Raw genomic sequence first — 16,956 nt, 5'->3', positions numbered from 1 at the left:
CAAGGCCTATATTATTTGATTTATACTCTGTTATTGAGAGGATACGCTCTCTTGTATTGACCTCACACAGATTTTCCGCGCAGTTCGGCTTGATCGTGGCCGTCGCGAATTGGTCCAATACCTGAACGTTGATCAGCCCGGCCCGGCTCAACAGCCGGGCTTCGGTGTTTTTGGGGTGCTCGGCGCCCGCTGTCACGCCACCGATTTCGCGAACCGCTTCGAGCGCTTCGGGTGCCACCAGGCGCCAGAGACCACCGTGCCCTCGGCAACGATCTTTTTGTCGCCGATCAGGTGCTCGCCGACCACGTCGACATAGTCGAACTTGCCTTCCCTGATCGACAGGATCGTGGCATCGCCAGCCGAACCGGGCTTGAGACTGCCAAGTTCCGGACGCTTCAGCGCCATGGCCGCGTTGACGGTGGAGGCCGCGATCACCCGGTCGAGCGGCATGCCGAGGCAGAGGAACTTCGACAGCGTCGTCACCTGGTCGAAGGCCGGGCCCTCGATGCACAGCGTATGCACGTCGGAGGAGATGACGTCCGGCTCGAAGCCGCTTGCCAGCATGTTGCGGGTGGTCTTGAACGAGAACGAGCCCTTGCCGTGGCCGATGTCGAAGATAACGCCCTTCTTGCGGGCGGCGACGACCTCCGGCTTGACCGCGCCCTGCGCCGTGCAGGGGGCGTTGGGGAAGGGGCGGAAGGCGTGGGTCAGCACATCGCCGGGGCGCAGGCGGCCGATCACATGCTCGTAGCTCGGCGGCGGATGGTCGATATGGGCCATCAGCGGCATGCCGACCTCGTTGGCCACCTGCAGCGCCATGTCGAGGGCCGCCTCGCCGTTCATGCCGGAGGCGTGCAGGCCGACACGCACCTTGATGCCGACGATCAGGTCGCGGTTGGCGTCGGCTACCGCCACGCAGTCGATCGGGTTGAGATGGGCGATCTCGCGGCTCTCGCCGACCATGACGCGTTTGTCGAAGCCGTAGATGCCGGCATGGCTGACATGGAGATAGGCGAGGATGCGCACCTGGCTCTTCTCGATGACGTGCTTGCGGAAGCCCATCCAGTTGCCGGGGCCGGCCGAGCCGGTGTCGACGGCGGTGGTCACGCCGGAGGTGCGGCAGAACTCCTCGGCGTCGATGCCGAGCGAGGTGCCGCCCCAGTAGACATGAGTGTGCAGGTCGATGAGGCCCGGCGTGACGATATAGCCGGAAACGTCGCGGATCTCGGTGCCGGGCGCCGCCTTCAGCTCCTTGCCGACCGCCGCCACCTTGCCGCCGGAAAAGGCGACATCGCGGACGCCGTCGAGTTTCTGCGAGGGGTCGATCACCCGGCCGCCGCGCAGGATCAGGTCAAAGGTCATCAAGGGCTCCACTTGGGTCGATGGCACGGGCAGCAGGGACGGGCCCATGCGAAAAGGACATGGATCGGGCCGTTGCCGGGCCCCTGCAGCGGGGGGCAAGATTGCGCGCCCGGAGCCGGCTTGCCAACCGTCCCGACCATGAACTTTGCGGAGACCTCCCATGCCGGCGCGCCACTGGGGCGACCTGAAGACCACCGATTTCGACCGCCTCGACCCGGCGACCACCGTTGCCGTGCTGCCGCTGGCAGCCATCGAGCAGCACGGGCCGCATCTGCCGGTCTCGACCGACACCTCGATCATGCAGGGCATGATCGCGACCGCCTTTCCCCTGGTGGGCGAGGGGGTGACAGCCCTGTTCCTGCCGATCGAGGCGGTGGCCAAGTCCAACGAGCACCTGCATTCGAAGGGGACGCTGACGCTGTCGGCCGAGACGGTGCTGCGCGGCTGGATCGAGATCGGCGAGAGCGTGAAGCGCGCCGGCATCGACAAGATCGTGCTGATGACCTCGCATGGCGGCAATCTCGACCCGATGCGGGTGGTGGCCCGCGAGCTGCGCGTCCGCTTCGGCCAGCTGGCGGTGGTGACGAGCTGGACCGCCTTCGGCCGCCCGCCGGGCCTCTATGGCGACCTCGACATCAAGCACGGGATCCACGGCGGCGATGTCGAGACCTCGCTGATGCTGCACTTCCGGCCCGACCTCGTGGACATGGCCGAGGCGCGGCTGTTCGAGCCGGTCATGGTGTCGATGGAGAAGGAATTCGCCTATCTGCGCCCCACCGTGAACCATGCCTTCGGCTGGATGGCCCAGGACATCCATCCCGACGGCACGGCGGGCGACGCCTCGCTGGCGACGCCTGAGAAGGGCCGGCTGACCGCGGAATTCCAGGCGCGGGAGTTCGTGAAGCTGCTGGACGACATGGCGCGGTTCGACATCGGCCGGCTGTATCGGCCGAAGGCGTGAGGCTTTAGGTCCGATTGAAGGAAAATAAGCCTTGACCATCGTGACGATGGTCTGCTATGAAATGGATATGTTCGGAACGTGCGTCCGGCGCTTCGTTTCGCCCATCCGCCCCCGCACAGACCCGCCGCCCTCGAACCGGAGACAACGCATGCACACGGTGATGGTGATCAGTGCCGGACTGCTGCTGCTGGCGGCGACCGCCATCGTCGTGAGACGGGCCGGCGCCGACGGCTGGATGATCCCGAAGATCGTTCTGCCGCTCTGGCTGCTGGCTTCGCTGGTCAATATGTGGGTGGGCGTCACCCGTGCGGGCTATTCCGTCGCCGTCGAGACGCCCATCCTGCTGCTTGTGTTCGGTGTTCCGGCGCTGGCCGCGCTGGCTGCCGGATGGCGCCTGTCGCGGAGATAGAGGCGGCCGCCGTCCGCGGGCAAAGGATCAGCCGGCCACCGGCTTCACGTCCACCGCGACCGAAATCTCGTGATCGCCGGCAGCGATCAGCACGCCGCCATTCGGGGCGACATCCACATAATCCCGGCCGATCGCCAGGGCGATATGGTCCTCGTCGACGATCAGGCCGTTGGTGGGATCGAGGCCCCACCAGCCAAGCTCGCGCCCGCACCAGACCTGCACCCAGGCATGGGTGGCATCGGCGCCCTCGAGGCGCGGCTGGCCCGGTGGCGGATTGGTGCGCAGGAAGCCGGAGACATAGGCCGCCGGCAGGCCGAGGCCACGCAGGCCGGCGATCATGATGTGGGTGAAGTCCTGGCAGACCCCGCGTCGCATGGCGAAGGCCTGGCTGGCCGGTGTGTTCGTGTCGGTGGCCTTGTCGTCATAGGCGAAATCGGCCTGCATGCGCCTGGCGAGGTCGAAGGCGGCCTCGAGGATCGGCCGGCCGGGCGGGAAGGAGGCGCTGGCATAGGCGCGGATCGCGGGATCGCGCGGCACGCGGCTGGAGGGAAACAGCGCATGGACCGGCGAGGCGGGGGACAGGTCCGCGGCCGCGAAGGCGGTCTCGCGCACGCGCTCCCAGGGCGGGTCCATGCCGGGCAGGGGGCGCTGGCGGCCGCTGACCCCGACGCGGGCCCGCATGGATATGCGCACCGCCTTATGCGGCGCGTCGAAGTTCACGAAGATGCGGTGATTGCCGAAGAAGTCGAGATCGTCGCGGCGCTGGGTCGGCTCGGGCGTGATGCTGATCTCGGTGGCGATCACCTTCTGCCCCGGCCGGTCGACCGGAACGAGGCGCAGCACATGCTGGGCGAAGACCACCGGGCGGGCGTAGCGATAGTCGGACACCTGACGCAGATCGTAGATCATCAGGGCAGCTCGATGGCGGTCGGCAGCAGGGCGCGCGTGCCGTCCCGGTGGGTGAAATACTGCTCCGAGACGACGTCGGACAGGTCCATCAGGTCGCGCTCGACGGCCAGGATCTGGCGGTCCTCCATGGCCTCCGCATCGGTCGTCTGAAGCGCGACGATGACCCTGGCCACCAGCTTCTCGGCCTTGTTGAGCCGGCCGTCGGCGGTGTGGTCGGGCAGATGCTTCAGATGCTGGATGATCCGCTCGGCCTGGAAGGCGACCGAGCGCGGGTTGTTCGGGTCGAGGATGACGAGATCGAGCACCGGCGCGCGCGCGGCGATCATGACATAGCGCCGGCGATAGGTGATCTGGCTGTCGGCGAGGCCGAGCAGCACGTCGAGGCCCGACGTGCCGCCCTTTTCCGCGGCGAAGCGGCGGGTGAAGCGGCAGGTCGCCAGGGCCCGCTCGATGCGCCGGCCGATCTCCAGGAAGCGCCAGCCGATCAGCTGGTTCATGTTCTCCTGGGCAAGACCGGAAAAGGCCGCGGACAGGCGCAGGCCCGCCTCGACCGCATCGAGCGTGCCGGTCTCGGTGCGCCGGCTGTCGCGCTCGGCCAGCGAGACGAGATCGGTGATGGTCTTCCAGGCATCGGGCGAGAAGCGGTCGCGGATCACCGAGGCACAGCCGAGCGCTGAACGGGCGAGCGAGAGGATGCTGCCGGCAGTGCGGCCGTTGACGACCATGGCGATGACGGCCAGCGGGTCGGCGATGACGGCATCGTCGGGCACGGCATTCCAGACCTTCAGCAGGTCGACAATGCCCTTCACGGCGCCGGTGGTCGTCGATTCGCCGGCGCCGACCTGGTCGCCGAGCACGCGCACCAGGCGCAGCGTCGCCTCGGCCCGCTCCATGTAGCGCGCCAGCCAGTAGAGGTTGTCGGCGGCCCGGCTCGGCAGCGAGGCGGTGGCCCGGCGCACCGCCACCCGGTCCGGGGTCGGCAGCAGCGTCGTCTGGGCAATCTCGCCCTCGCCGAGCACGCAGACATCGGCGGAGCTGCCGTCGCGCTGCATGGTGACGGCGCGGGCGTCGATCCGGTCGCCGATGCGGCAGAAGCCGCCGGGCATCACGGTCCAGCCGTCGCCGGCACGGGCGAGGAACAGGCGCAGGATGAACGGGCGCGGCTCCAGATAGCCGTCGACCCAGACCGGCGTGGTCGACAGCTTGACCACCTCCTGGGCGACGAAATCCGACCCGCGCAGCCGCATCTCGCCGGCAAGGCGGATGCGCTGCTCGGGATCGAGGTCGCTGGCCAGAACCGGGCCGTCGTCCAGCACGCCGGGCAGGGCCGGCGCGAAGGCCGGTGCGATGACGAAGGATTCCAGATCGGCAATCACCGCGCCGCGCTCCAGCGGCTGGCCGCACCACCATGTGGCGATATGCGGGATGGCCAGGTCCCGGCCGAGGCGGGCGCGGGCGATGGTCGGCAGGAAGGCCAGCAGCGAGCGCGATTCGATGACGCCGGAGCCGAGCGCATTCGCGAGCGTCACCGTGCCGGAGCGCACGGCATGGGCAAGGCCGGCGACGCCCAGATGCGAGCGCGGATTGAGTTCCAGCGGGTCGGCGAAGTCGGCGTCCAGCCGGCGCCAGACCATTTCCAGCTTCTTCAGACCGGACACGGTGCGCAGGTAGAGCGTGTCGTCGCGCACGGTCAGGTCGGCGCCTTCGGTCAGCAGGAAGCCGAGATAGCGGGCGAGGAAGGCATGTTCGAAATAGGTCTCGTTGAGCGGGCCGGGCGTCAGCACGGCAACGCGCGAATCGGTGGTGGCCGCCAGCCCCGAGAATTGCGAGCGCATGTCCTGAAAGAAGCCGGCCAGCCGCTCCACCGGCAGGGTGCGGTAGATCTCGGGGAGGGCGCGCGCCATGGCGAGGCGGTTTTCCAGCGCGTAACCGGCGCCGGATGGCGCCTGCGCCCGGTCGCCGAGCACCCACCAGCGGCCGTCCGGGCCGCGACCGACATCGACGGCATAGTAGAGGAGGTGCGAGCCGCCGCGCGGCTCGACCCCCACCATGGGGCGCAGGAAGTCGGGCGAGCCGGCAAAGGCTGCGGCCGGCAGCAGGCCGTCATGGACGAGGCTCGCCTCGCCGAACAGGTCCTTCAGGACGAGTTCCAGCAGGCCCGCCCGCTCCATCAGTCCTTCGGTCAGGGCCCGCCACTCGCCAGGGTCGATGACCAGCGGCACATGGGACAGCGGCCAGGTCCGCTCCGCCCCGTTCGGATCGTCATAGACCCGGTAGAACACACCGGAATCGCGCAGATACTGGTCCGCCGTGCCGAAGCGCCGGTCGAGTTCGCGCGGGCCGAGATCGGCGAGCGCCGCCAGCACCGGCTTCCAGTGTTCGCGCGGCTCACCATCGGCGCCGACCAGCTCGTCATAGACGCCGGCGAGCGGCCGGTAGCGCGCCAGCATCGCCAGGACGCGCTCGGCACGGCTCTCGGTGGCGCGTTGACCCCTCAGGCTCATGACATCTCAATGGACCGGCGGCCGGCGCAAGTCGAGGGTGGCGGGGAATTCCCCGGTGCGTTCCGCAGGAGGGGGATCGACAAGGCCGGGCGTATGGCCGTGATCCTGGAAGCGCGCACGGCGGCGCGCCTCGGCCTCGTAGGAATTGACCGGAAAGGTGTCGTAGTTGCGGCCGCCGGGATGGGCGACGTGATAGACGCAGCCGCCCATCGAGCGCCGGCCCCAGCTGTCGACGAGGTCGAAGGTCAGCGGCGCGTGGACCTTGATGGTCGGATGCAGACCGGAGGGCGGCTGCCAGGCCTTGAAGCGCACGCCGCCGACAAATTCGCCCGTGCGCCCGGTGGCGATCAGCGGCACGGGGCGGCCGTTGCAGGTGACGACGTGGCGCTCCGGCTGAAGGCCGGTGAGCTTCACCTCGATGCGCTCGACGGAGGAATCGACATAGCGGACGGTGCCGCCGATGGCGCCCTCCTCGCCCATGACATGCCAGGGCTCGAGGGCCTGACGCAGTTCCATGCGCACGCCGGCATGATCGACCAGCCCGGCCAGCGGGAAGCGGAACTCGTACTGCGCCTCGAACCAGGCGGGATCGAAGGCATAGCCGGCGCGCGACAGGTCGGCCAGGACGCCAAGGAAGTCCTCCCGGACGAAATGCGGCAGCATGAAGCGGTCGTGCAGGGCCGTGCCCCAGCGGACCAGCGGGCCATCCTGCGGCTCGCGCCAGAACCAGGCGATGAGGGCGCGAATCAGCAATTGCTGGGCAAGGCTCATGCGCGGGTCGGGCGGCATCTCGAAGCCGCGGAACTCGACGAGACCCAGCCGGCCGGACGGCCCGTCCGGCGAGAACAGCTTGTCGATGCACAGTTCGGTGCGGTGGGTGTTGCCGGTGGAATCGACCAGCAGGTTGCGGAACAGCCGGTCCACCAGCCAGGGCCGCGGCGGGTCGCCCTCGCCCGGCTTCGGCACCATCGCCATGGCGATCTCCAGCTCGTAGAGCCCGTCATGGCGCGCCTCGTCGACGCGCGGGGCCTGGCTGGTCGGGCCGATGAACATGCCGGAGAACAGGTAGGACAGCGAGGGGTGGCGCTGCCAGTAGAGCACCAGACTCTTCAGCAGGTCCGGCCGGCGCAGGAACGGGCTGTCCAGCGGCCGTGCCCCGCCGACCACGACATGGTTGCCGCCGCCGGTTCCGGTGTGGCGGCCGTCGAGCATGAACTTCTCGGTGCCGAGCCGGGCAAGCCGGGCCTCCTCATAGAGGCCCTGGGTGATGGCGACGCATTCGCGCCAGGAGGCAGCCGGATGGACGTTCACCTCGATCACGCCGGGATCGGGCGTCACCTTGATGACGTTGAGGCGCGGGTCGGTGGGGGGCGGATAGCCCTCGACATGGACGGGCAGCCCGAGTTCCTTCGCCGTCGACTCGGTCGCGGCGATGAGCTCCAGATAGTCCTCCAGCCGCTCGGTCGGCGGCATGAAGACGCAGAGCCGGCCGTCGCGCGGCTCCACCGCCAGCGCCGTCCGCACCGAATTGTCGTCGGTCAGGATCTGCTCCACCTGCTCGCCGCGCTCGGCCTCGCGCTCGCGCTCGCCCGAGATGCGCTGCGTGACGCGGCTTTCGATCTCCTGCGGCTCGGGCAGGGTGTCGGGCACCGCGGTCGGGTCGGCGTCGACGACATAGGGATAGGCGGCGGGCGGCACCCAGGGGAGCGCTGCCAGCGGCAGGCGGTAGCCGACCGGGCTGTCGCCGGGCACGAGGAACAGCTTCTCGCGCCGGAGCTTCCACTTCTCCGTCATCCAGTTGCGCTTGGCCGGCTCGGCGTTCCAGCGCTGGATCGGCAGGACATAGCCGGAAGGGTGGGTCAGGCCGCGGCCGAACACCCGGGCGATGCGGGCGCGCGCCTCGGCGTCCTCCAGCCGGGAATCGAGCGCATCGACATTCTCCGGCAGTTCGGCCTCCTTGAGCACCCAGTGCGCGGGGTCCTCGTAGGCCGGAACCGCGGCTTCCGGCTCCAGCCCGAGCCGGGAGGCAATGCCGGCGGCAAGGGCGCCCGCGGCATCGACGGTTGCCGGCTCGACCGCGGTCTCGCGGGCGATCAGGCGCTCGTCCTGCCAGATCGGCCGGCCGTCACGCCGCCAGTAGAGGGCGAAGGTCCAGCGCGGCAGGCTCTCGCCCGGATACCACTTGCCCTGGCCGTAATGCAGGAAGCCGCCCGGCGCGAAGCGGTCGCGCAGCCGGCGGATGAGTTCGTCCGCCCGGTCGCGCTTCATCGGCCCGACGGCGTCGGTGTTCCACTCGGCGCCCTCGTAGTCGTCGACCGAGACGAAGGTCGGCTCGCCGCCCATGGTCAGGCGCACGTCCTGGGCGGTCAGGTCGGCGTCGATCCGGTCGCCGAGCGCGTCGAGCTTCTCCCAGGCCGCGTCCGAGAAGGGGGCCGTGACACGCGGGCGCTCGTCGACGCGGTCGACGCGCATGTCGAAGGCGAACGAGACCTCGGCCGGATCGACATTTCCCGAGATCGGCGCCGCCGAGCGGAAATGCGGGGTCGCGGCCAGCGGGATATGGCCCTCGCCGCAGAGCAGGCCGGAGGTCGGGTCGAGGCCGACCCAGCCGGCGCCGGGGATATAGACCTCGGTCCAGGCATGCAGGTCGGTGAAGTCCTTGTCGGTTCCGGCCGGCCCGTCGAGGGCCTTGAGATCGGGCTTCAGCTGGATCAGGTAGCCGGACACGAAGCGGGCGGCGAGGCCGAGCCGGCGGGCAAGCTGGACCATGAGCCAGGCCGAGTCGCGGCACGAGCCGGAGGCCCGCTCCAGCGTTTCGTCGGGGGTCTGGACCCCCGGCTCCATGCGGATGACGTAGCGGATGTCGTTCTGGAGCTGCTGGTTGATCGCGACGAGGAAATTGATCGTCTGCATCGGCGCGCGCGGAATGGCGGCGAGATAGGCCTCGAAGGCGGGCCCGGCCGGTTCGGCATGCAGATAGGGAGCAAGCTCCTCGGCCAGCGCCGGCGCATAGGTGAAGGGGAAGGTCTCGGCATAGGCCTCGATGAAGAAATCGAACGGATTGATCACCGCCATGTCGGCGAGCAGGTCGACCGTGATCGAGAACTCGGTGGTCTTTTCGGGGAAGACGAAACGGGCCAGCCAGTTGCCGTGCGGGTCCTGCTGCCAGTTCACGAAATGGGTCTCGGGAACCACTTTCAGCGAATAGCTCTGCACGGCCGTGCGGCTGTGCGGGGCCGGCCGCAGGCGGATCACCTGGGGCCCGAGCGACACCGGCCGGTCATACAGATAGCGGGTGACGTGGTGCAGTTTCGCGAGAATGGCCATGGGACCTGCGGGCTAGGGGAACCTACGGGTAAGCGGTCGGCATCCCTTGAGTCAAAGGCTGCGATCGCGCCCGTGCGAGGCAAAGCAAACATCGCGCCGGACCCGGTGGTGTGCCCGTCGCGCCACGGCCGGCCGGGAGCGGGCCGGGAGGGAGGTGAGTTGCGTCCAAAGGCCTTGACATTGCGAGCGATTTCCCGCCTTCGATGGTTGCACGACCCTGACCGGGGAGCGACGTGCAGCTTTATCTTCCGATCGCAGAACTACCCGTCAACATGCTCCTCATTCTGGGCATGGGGCTGGCGATCGGCTTCATTTCGGGCATGTTCGGGGTCGGTGGCGGCTTTCTGCTCACGCCCCTCCTCATCTTCATCGGCATCCCCCCGTCGGTTGCGGTCGCCTCGGTGTCGGGCCAGATCGCCGCCTCGTCCTTCTCCGGCACGATCAGCTACTGGCGCAGGAAGGCGGTCGATCCGAAGCTCGTCTCCGTGCTTCTTGTCGGCTCGGTGGTGGGCTCGGCGCTTGGCGTCGCGGCCTTCGCGCTGCTCCGGCGTGTCGGACAGCTCGATCTGTTCATCGCCATCTCCTATGTCAGCCTGCTCGGCGGTATCGGCCTGCTGATGGTCGCCGAGAGCAGCCGCGCGATCATGCGCAACCGGTCCGACGAGCCGCCCAAGCTGCCGCCGACGCGCAGCCGGCGCATCGCATCGGGCCTGCCCTTCGTGGTGGACTTCCCCCGCTCGCGTATCTCCATCTCGGTCATCCCGGTGATCGCCATCGGCCTCGGCATCGGCTTTCTCGGCGCCATGATGGGCATCGGCGGCGGCTTCCTGCTGGTGCCGGCGCTGATCTACATGCTGCGTGTCTCGACCTCGGTGGTGATCGGCACGTCCAGCCTGCAGACGCTGATCACCATGCTGATGACGGTCATCTTCCACGCCATATCCAATGCCTCGGTGGACGTGGTGCTGGCGCTGCTGCTGATGATCGGCGGGGTGATCGGCGCCCAGTTCGGCGCGCGCACCTCGCTCGCCCTGAAGGGCGAGGAATTGCGGCTGCTGCTCGGCATCGTGGTGCTGTCGGTCGGCGTGCGCTTCCTGATCGATCTGGTCGTCCGGCCGGAGGATCCCTTCTCGAACACCATCGTCGAATGGGCGACCCGGACATGACCGCCCGTCTCGTCCTTTTCGCCCTTCTCGTCCTCCTGGGCCTCGGCACCGTCGCGGCGCGCGCCGAGACGATGATCATCTCGCTGTCCACGCACCGACTTGAGATCACCTCCAACTTCGTCGGTGCCCAGATCGTCCTGTTCGGGGCCATCGAGCGCGACGCGCAGACCATCTCGCGAACGGGCACCTACGACATCGCGGTGGTCGTGCGCGGCCCCAGGGCCATGGTGGTGACCCGCCAGAAGAACCGCCTGTTCGGCATCTGGATGAACACCGATGCCCGCGAGTTCATCGAGGTGCCGAGCTATTATGCACTGGTGTCGAACCGGCCGGCCGAGGTGATGGCCGATCTCGACCTGCGCCGTCGCCAGCAGATAGGCGTTCAGGGCGTGCGTGTGGAGACGCCGCGCATCGGCACCAATCCCTCCGCGACGCCGGCCTTCCGCGACGCCTTCCTGCGCATCAACCAGGCGCGCGGCCTCTACCGGGAGAACCCGACCGGCGTCACCTTCCTGACGCCCATGCTGTTCCGCGCCAACATCCCCGTGGTGCCGAACACGCCGGTCGGCACTTTCGACGTGGATATCTACCTGTTGTCGGGCGGCGTGATCCTCGCCCGCGACAGCACCAATTTCGAGGTCACCAAGACCGGCTTCGAGGCCTTCGTGGCCAATTCCGCGCGCGATTACGGCCTGCTCTACGGCATGGCGGCCGCGGCGCTGGCGCTGTTCACCGGCTGGGCGGCCAGTATCATCTTCCGGCGGGACTGACAGACCGTCACAAAGCCGTCGCGGCCGGATGACACGGCAGGCGGATGAGCAGGACAGCGGCAATGCCGGAGAGTTTGGGGCAGGCCTGGCACCATGGCTGGCGGGGACGCTGGTTCCTCTATGCCGCCGGCAGCCTGCTGGCGATGGTGCTGATGGTCTGGGGCCGGCTCGCCTGGCCCTATGCGGCCGGGGCGGGACTTGCGCTTGTCGCCGCAGGCTTTGCCATGCGGGTGCCGGCCGGCCGGGCGGGCGCCGGAGAGGCCCCGCCCGTCGAGCGGCAGGGGCCGCGGCGCACCGACCTGACCATCGAGGGGCTGATCGGCGCGCTTCCCGAGCCGGCCATCCTCACCGATGCCCGCCTGGGGGTGAGGAGCTTCAACGCCGCAGCGCTTGCCGTGGCATCGGGCCTCAGGCGCGGCGAGCCGCTGACGCTGGCCATGCGCGAGCCGGGGCTCGTCGAGGCGGTGCGGCGGGCGGTGGCGGCCGGAACGGCCCAGGAGGTCGACTACGAGGAGCGCGTGCCGGTCAGTCGGTGGTTCCGGGCGGTGGCGGCGCCGCTGGCCATCACCGCGCAGGCGCGGGACGGCGGCGAGCCGGATTTCGTGCTCATCACCCTGCGCGACCTGTCGGAGGAGAAGCGCCTGGAGCGGCTGCGCGCCGATTTCGTCGCCAATGCCAGCCACGAACTGCGCACGCCGCTGGCCTCCGTCGTCGGCTTCATCGAGACCATCCAGGGACCTGCCCGCAACGACCCGGCCGCCACCGAGCGGTTCCTCGCGATCATGCTGTCGCAGGCCCAGCGCATGGCGCGGCTGATCGACGACCTCCTGTCGCTGTCGCGCGTGGAACTCAACGAGCATGTCCGCCCCTCCGGCCGGGTCGATCTGGTGACGCTCATCGGCCATGTCCGCGACACGCTCGGCCCCTTCGCGCAGGCGCAGGAGGTCAGCGTCCAGGTCACGGCGGCAGAGCCCGCCCTGCCGGTGACCGGCGACCACGACGAACTGATCCGCCTGTTCGAGAACCTGGTCCAGAATGCCATCAAATACGGCGCCGAGGGCAGGCGGGTGGAGATCACCCTGTCGCGAGAGGCGCGCGAGGGCCGCCGCGACGAGGCTGTCGTGGCCATCCGCGACTTCGGCGCCGGCATCCCGGCGGACCATCTGCCGCGGCTGACCGAACGTTTCTACCGGGTCGATGTCGCGTCCAGCCGGGACAAGGGCGGCACGGGGCTCGGCCTGGCGCTGGTCAAGCACATCCTCAACCGGCACCGCGGGCGCCTGTCCATCGACAGCCGCCCCGGCGAGGGGGCGGTGTTCACCGTCCGGCTCGAATACGCCGAAGCCGTCACCCCGCCGGCGGGACCTGCGGAAAGCGGGCGGGCCTGAGGGCGATCGTGCGCCGCCCGTTGCGGCGCGGTTCCGTCGCAAGTGCAACAAGCGCTTGAACTGGCAGCATAATTGACGTCATTGATGTGTCACCTCACGGGCATAGAACCGTCGCGTCGTGGGGCTATGGAGCAAGTCCGTCCGCCCCATTGAGGAGATTGGCATGACCGAGCACATCGTCAGCGCTTTCGAGAACGAACTGAAGAGCCTGGCGCAGCGGGTCGCCGAAATGGGCGGTCTGACCGAGAAACAGATCGTCGGCGCGATCGACGCCCTTGTGCGCGGTGACAACGAACTGGCCCAGACCGTCCGCGAGGCGGACCCGGCCATCGATGCCATGCAGCGCGACATCGAGGAGACCGGCGTTCTGGTCATCGCCAAGCGCCAGCCCATGGCCATCGACCTGCGGGAGATCGTCGGCGCGCTGCGCATCGCGTCGGACCTGGAGCGGATCGCCGATCTTGCCAAGAACATCGCCAAGCGGGTCATCGTGATCAACGGGACGCTGCCGGCGCCGAAGGTGACGGGTGGCTTCGAGGCCATGTCCAAACTGGCGCTGGAGCGGGTCAAGGAAGTGCTCGACGCCTATGCCCAGCGCGATGTGGCGGCGGCCATGGACGTGTGGAAGGCGGATGGCGACATCGACGCCCTCTACAATTCGCTGTTCCGCGAGCTTCTGACCTACATGCTCGAGGATCCGCGCAATATCGGCGCCTGCACCCATCTCCTGTTCTGCGCCAAGAACCTGGAGCGGATCGGCGATCACGCGACCAACATCGCCGAGACCGTCCACTACATGGTCAAGGGCGTGGCGCTCTCCGACGAGCGGCCGAAGCTCGACACCACCAGCATCATCACGGCCGGCACCTGACGGGGACCGGATCGCAAGGGACCAGGACAGTTCCATGACGGCACGCATCATGGTCGTTGAGGACGAGGAGCCGATCGGCGTCCTCCTGCGCTACAATCTCGAGGCCGAGGGCTACAATGTCGAGACGGTGGGCCGCGGCGACGAGGCCGAGGTGCGCCTGCGCGAGGCGGTGCCGGACCTGCTCCTGCTCGACTGGATGCTACCGGGCCTGTCCGGCATCGAGCTGTGCCGGCGGCTGCGGCTGCGGCCGGAAACCGAGCGCCTGCCGGTGATCATGCTGACCGCGCGCGGCGAGGAGGGCGAGCGCGTGCGCGGCCTGGCCACCGGCGCCGACGACTACGTGGTCAAGCCCTTCTCCGTTCCCGAACTTCTGGCGCGGGTGCGGGCGCTGCTGCGGCGGGCCAAGCCCGAGCACCTGTCGAGCCTCCTGAAGTCGGGCGATATCGAGCTCGACCGCGAGACGCGGCGGGTTCATCGCGCCGGCCGCGAGATCAATCTCGGGCCGACCGAGTTCCGGCTGCTGGAATTCCTCATGCAGTCGCCGGGCCGTGTCTATACCCGCGAGCAGCTGCTCGACGGCGTCTGGGGCCGAGACGTCTATATCGATGAGCGCACCGTCGACGTTCACATCGGCCGCCTTCGCAAGGCGGTGCGGCGCGGCCGGGAGATCGACCCGATCCGCACGGTGCGCGGCTCGGGCTATGCCTTCAACGAGCGTTTCCCGGCAGCCTGACGGCCGGGTGCCCCGACCGGGTTCGGGGGGTGACAGCCGGGATTTCGTGCTTCGTGCCATGGCGGGCCCGGAATATCGAGGAGATAGCGGACCCAGCGCCGGACGTAGCGGTTGTCCGGCTGTGCCCCCGCGATGTCTGCGCGGCAATCCTCGAAACCGATGGACTTGAGCAGACGCACGTAGTGGCGGAATTCGTGCGGCACGTTGCCAGCCTTCAGCATCGCGACGATGCGGGCACGCAGCCGCTCCCGCAGCCGCTCGTCGAGATCGACGCGGCGCAATTCGCGTGCCATCCGCGACTTGTGCAGGCGGCCGAACGGCATGAAGTCGTCTGCCTCGATCAGCTCGACGCCGATGGCGATACAGCCGGCGTCGTGCTGGCGCACGCCTTCGATCACCGCGTCGAGCACCGGCGATATCCACAGACGCTCGCCCTGCCGCATGCGTCGACCGGCCAGCGGACGAGGTTGGATCCCGACGGACCGGCAGTGCATCCGATAGCGGCGCAGGATCGCCGCCTCGGACCAGTCGCCGGTGCCGTTGTGGTCGATGATCTGGACGGGAGGCGTTTGCGACATGGGTTGCTCGGGCGGCCCGGGACTGCAAGAGCCTGCAGCCGGTGCCCTTGGGTCGCGGAGCAGCCGCTCGCGGTTCACCGCGGGCTCACGCCTCAAGGCTCTCCTTGAGCATTTCCAGTTCCAGCCAGCGGTCCTCCGCCGCCGACAGCTCGGCCTGTGCCTTGCCGAGGGCGGCGGTAGCCTTGTCGAAGGCGGCCCAATCGCGGACATAGAGGGCCGGGTCGGCGAGGATCGTCTGCAGCCTGGCGATGTCGCGGCCGAGCGCTTCCATGCGGGCCGGCAGGCTGTCGAGGTCGTGCTTCTCGCGGAACGAGAGCTTGCGCCGGGCCGTGTCCGGGGCGGATGCGGGAGAACTGGCGGGCGCGGCCGCCGCGGCGGGCCTCGCGGCCGCCTCGGCCTTGCGGGCCCGGATGCCGGCGCCGCGCTGGGCCACCATGTCGGCATAGCCGCCGGCATATTCGGTCCAGCGGCCGTCGCCCTCGGCCATCAGCACCGAGGTGCAGACCCGGTCGAGGAAGTCGCGGTCGTGGGAGACGAGGATCAGCGTGCCGGGAAACTCGCCGAGCATTTCCTGCAGCAGGTCGAGGGTCTCGAGGTCCAGGTCGTTGGTCGGCTCGTCGAGCACCAGCAGGTTGGCCGGGCTTGCCAGCGCACGCGCCAGCATCAGCCGGCCGCGCTCGCCGCCCGACAGGACGCCGACCGGCGTGCCCCGCTGCTCGGGCGCGAACAGGAAGTCCTTCATGTAGCCGATGACATGGCGGTTCTCGCCGTTGATGGTGACATAGTCGCCCCGTCCGCGCGTCAGGGCCTCGGCGAGCGGAGTTGCCGGGTCCAGTTCGTCGCGCCGCTGGTCGAGGCTGGCCATGACCAGGTTGGTGCCGAGCTTGACCGTGCCGGCATCGGGTTCGAGCGTGCCGGTCAGCAGCCTGACCAATGTCGTCTTGCCGGCACCGTTCGGCCCGATGATGCCGAGCCGGTCGCCGCGCAGGATGCGCAGGTCAAGCCCGTCGACCAGCGTGCGGCCGCCCAGCGCCTTGGTGATGCCGTGGGTCTCGACGATGCGCCGGCCGGAGACCTCGGCGTCGGAGACGGTCAGCGTGACATTGCCGACCGCCCGGCGATGCTCGCGGAAGTCCTTGCGCAGGCTGTGCAGGCCGGCGAGGCGACGGACATTGCGCTTGCGCCGCGCCGAGACGCCGTAGCGCAGCCAGTGCTCCTCGCGGTTGATCTGCCGGTCGAGCTTGTGCTGCTCCTTTTCCTCCTGTTCGAGGGTCTCGTCGCGCCAGGCCTCGAAATCGGCAAAGCCGCTGTCGAGGCGCCGGGTCAGGCCGCGGTCGAGCCAGACGGTGGTGCGCGACAGCGTTTCGAGGAACCGGCGGTCGTGGCTGATCATCACCACGGCCGAACCGATCTGCCGGAGCCTTGCCTCCAGCCATTCGATGGCGGGCAGGTCGAGATGGTTGGTCGGCTCGTCGAGGATCAGGATGTCCGGATCGGGGGCGAGCGCGCGGGCGAGCGCCGCACGCTTGGCCTCGCCGCCGGAGAGCCCTGCAGTGCCCTCCTCGCCGGTGAGGCCGAGTTCCCCGAGCAGGTAGCGGGCCCGATAGGCGTCGTCGCCCGGCCCGAGGCCGGCCTCGACATAGGCGAGCGTTGTGTCGAAGCCGGACAGGTCCGGTTCCTGCGGCAGGTATCGGATGGTCGCGCCCGGCTGGGCGAAGCGGCTGCCGCCATCGGGCTCGACGAGGCCTGCGGCAATCTTCAGAAGGGTCGACTTGCCCGAACCGTTGCGGCCGACCAAAGCGAGGCGGTCGCCGGCCTCGATCGACAGGTCGGCTGCGACCAGCAGCGGGGTGCCGCCGAAGGTGAGCGAGATCGACTGGAGCTGGATCAGGGGAGGGGCCATGGCCACCCTCTAGAGCAAAGCGTCGCCGGATTGAACCATCGCCTGCGACATGAGGGGCCAATTGTCACGGCCGGT

13 protein-coding genes are annotated in these 16,956 nt (G+C 68.9%); 7 read left to right on the top strand and 6 right to left on the bottom strand.

From position 1 onward, the window contains the following. Nucleotides 1-192: 192 nt before the first annotated feature. Nucleotides 193-1,362 carry an amidohydrolase/deacetylase family metallohydrolase gene (locus ACTIFS_RS13265; RefSeq protein ID WP_439574584.1) on the bottom strand — a complete coding sequence of 390 codons (1,170 nt, stop codon included), beginning with the start codon at nucleotides 1,360-1,362 and terminating at the stop codon, nucleotides 193-195. Between the two features lie 160 nt (nucleotides 1,363-1,522). Here ACTIFS_RS13265 and ACTIFS_RS13260 point away from each other — a divergent pair, with 160 nt between their 5' ends. Together ACTIFS_RS13260 and ACTIFS_RS13255 are read left to right on the top strand one after the other, a co-directional pair. Then, nucleotides 1,523-2,323 (top strand): creatininase family protein, encoded by an 801-nt coding sequence (locus tag ACTIFS_RS13260; RefSeq protein ID WP_439574583.1) that lies wholly within the window; start codon nucleotides 1,523-1,525, stop codon nucleotides 2,321-2,323. A 148-nt stretch (nucleotides 2,324-2,471) separates the two neighbouring features. Beyond that, a complete protein-coding gene (locus tag ACTIFS_RS13255) occupies nucleotides 2,472-2,732 on the top strand; it encodes a hypothetical protein (RefSeq protein ID WP_439574582.1) in 261 nt (86 codons plus the stop codon). A gap of 27 nt (nucleotides 2,733-2,759) precedes the next feature. Here ACTIFS_RS13255 and ACTIFS_RS13250 read toward each other — a convergent pair whose 3' ends face one another. From ACTIFS_RS13250 to ACTIFS_RS13240, 3 genes are read right to left on the bottom strand one after another with little or no spacing between them, the layout of a single operon-like run. Next, nucleotides 2,760-3,641, bottom strand: a complete 882-nt coding sequence (locus ACTIFS_RS13250; RefSeq protein WP_439574581.1) for a transglutaminase family protein — start codon at nucleotides 3,639-3,641, stop codon at nucleotides 2,760-2,762. After that, nucleotides 3,641-6,145 (bottom strand): circularly permuted type 2 ATP-grasp protein, encoded by a 2,505-nt coding sequence (locus ACTIFS_RS13245; protein ID WP_439574580.1) that lies wholly within the window; start codon nucleotides 6,143-6,145, stop codon nucleotides 3,641-3,643. Before ACTIFS_RS13245 ends, ACTIFS_RS13250 begins: the two co-directional genes overlap by 1 nt. A 6-nt stretch (nucleotides 6,146-6,151) precedes the next feature. Continuing rightward, on the bottom strand, nucleotides 6,152-9,472 hold the full coding sequence (locus ACTIFS_RS13240; RefSeq protein ID WP_439574579.1) for a DUF2126 domain-containing protein: 3,321 nt from the start codon (nucleotides 9,470-9,472) through the stop codon (nucleotides 6,152-6,154). A 233-nt stretch (nucleotides 9,473-9,705) separates the two neighbouring features. Here ACTIFS_RS13240 and ACTIFS_RS13235 point away from each other — a divergent pair, with 233 nt between their 5' ends. From ACTIFS_RS13235 to phoB, 5 genes are all read left to right on the top strand, one after another. After that, nucleotides 9,706-10,638 carry a sulfite exporter TauE/SafE family protein gene (locus tag ACTIFS_RS13235; RefSeq protein WP_439574578.1) on the top strand — a complete coding sequence of 311 codons (933 nt, stop codon included), beginning with the start codon at nucleotides 9,706-9,708 and terminating at the stop codon, nucleotides 10,636-10,638. After that, entirely contained in the window at nucleotides 10,635-11,408 is a 774-nt protein-coding gene (locus tag ACTIFS_RS13230; RefSeq protein WP_439574577.1) for a TIGR02186 family protein, read from the top strand. The genes ACTIFS_RS13235 and ACTIFS_RS13230 overlap by 4 nt, the downstream gene beginning before the upstream one ends. 62 nt (nucleotides 11,409-11,470) lie before the next feature. Continuing rightward, entirely contained in the window at nucleotides 11,471-12,796 is a 1,326-nt protein-coding gene (locus tag ACTIFS_RS13225; protein WP_439574576.1) for an ATP-binding protein, read from the top strand. Between the two features lie 163 nt (nucleotides 12,797-12,959). Further along, nucleotides 12,960-13,667 carry a phosphate signaling complex protein PhoU gene (gene phoU / locus ACTIFS_RS13220; protein WP_439574575.1) on the top strand — a complete coding sequence of 236 codons (708 nt, stop codon included), beginning with the start codon at nucleotides 12,960-12,962 and terminating at the stop codon, nucleotides 13,665-13,667. Nucleotides 13,668-13,701: 34 nt separating this feature from the next. Continuing rightward, nucleotides 13,702-14,400, top strand: a complete 699-nt coding sequence (gene phoB, locus ACTIFS_RS13215; RefSeq protein WP_439574574.1) for a phosphate regulon transcriptional regulator PhoB — start codon at nucleotides 13,702-13,704, stop codon at nucleotides 14,398-14,400. Here phoB and ACTIFS_RS13210 read toward each other — a convergent pair. Together ACTIFS_RS13210 and ACTIFS_RS13205 are read right to left on the bottom strand one after the other, a co-directional pair. Next, on the bottom strand, nucleotides 14,367-14,978 hold the full coding sequence (locus ACTIFS_RS13210; protein WP_439574573.1) for a hypothetical protein: 612 nt from the start codon (nucleotides 14,976-14,978) through the stop codon (nucleotides 14,367-14,369). The genes phoB and ACTIFS_RS13210 overlap by 34 nt on opposite strands. An 85-nt stretch (nucleotides 14,979-15,063) precedes the next feature. Next, nucleotides 15,064-16,881: an ABC-F family ATP-binding cassette domain-containing protein gene (locus ACTIFS_RS13205; RefSeq protein ID WP_439574572.1), complete on the bottom strand. Its 1,818-nt coding sequence runs from the start codon at nucleotides 16,879-16,881 to the stop codon at nucleotides 15,064-15,066. Between the last annotated feature and the right edge of the window lie 75 nt (nucleotides 16,882-16,956).

Origin of the sequence: Phreatobacter sp. (genome assembly GCF_051860605.1) — a bacterium.
Lineage (GTDB): Bacteria > Pseudomonadota > Alphaproteobacteria > Rhizobiales > Phreatobacteraceae > Phreatobacter.
Note: the sequence above shows the minus strand (reverse complement) of the source record. Positions and strands in the feature narration are given on the sequence as shown.

Coding starts and splice junctions, on each gene's coding strand:
- ACTIFS_RS13265 (WP_439574584.1), bottom strand. CDS start 1,362: ATGACCTTTGACCTGATCCTGCGCGGCGGCCGGGTGATCGACCCCTCG.
- ACTIFS_RS13260 (WP_439574583.1), top strand. CDS start 1,523: ATGCCGGCGCGCCACTGGGGCGACCTGAAGACCACCGATTTCGACCGC.
- ACTIFS_RS13255 (WP_439574582.1), top strand. CDS start 2,472: ATGCACACGGTGATGGTGATCAGTGCCGGACTGCTGCTGCTGGCGGCG.
- ACTIFS_RS13250 (WP_439574581.1), bottom strand. CDS start 3,641: ATGATCTACGATCTGCGTCAGGTGTCCGACTATCGCTACGCCCGCCCG.
- ACTIFS_RS13245 (WP_439574580.1), bottom strand. CDS start 6,145: ATGAGCCTGAGGGGTCAACGCGCCACCGAGAGCCGTGCCGAGCGCGTC.
- ACTIFS_RS13240 (WP_439574579.1), bottom strand. CDS start 9,472: ATGGCCATTCTCGCGAAACTGCACCACGTCACCCGCTATCTGTATGAC.
- ACTIFS_RS13230 (WP_439574577.1), top strand. CDS start 10,635: ATGACCGCCCGTCTCGTCCTTTTCGCCCTTCTCGTCCTCCTGGGCCTC.
- ACTIFS_RS13225 (WP_439574576.1), top strand. CDS start 11,471: ATGCCGGAGAGTTTGGGGCAGGCCTGGCACCATGGCTGGCGGGGACGC.
- phoU (WP_439574575.1), top strand. CDS start 12,960: ATGACCGAGCACATCGTCAGCGCTTTCGAGAACGAACTGAAGAGCCTG.
- phoB (WP_439574574.1), top strand. CDS start 13,702: ATGACGGCACGCATCATGGTCGTTGAGGACGAGGAGCCGATCGGCGTC.
- ACTIFS_RS13210 (WP_439574573.1), bottom strand. CDS start 14,978: ATGTCGCAAACGCCTCCCGTCCAGATCATCGACCACAACGGCACCGGC.
- ACTIFS_RS13205 (WP_439574572.1), bottom strand. CDS start 16,881: ATGGCCCCTCCCCTGATCCAGCTCCAGTCGATCTCGCTCACCTTCGGC.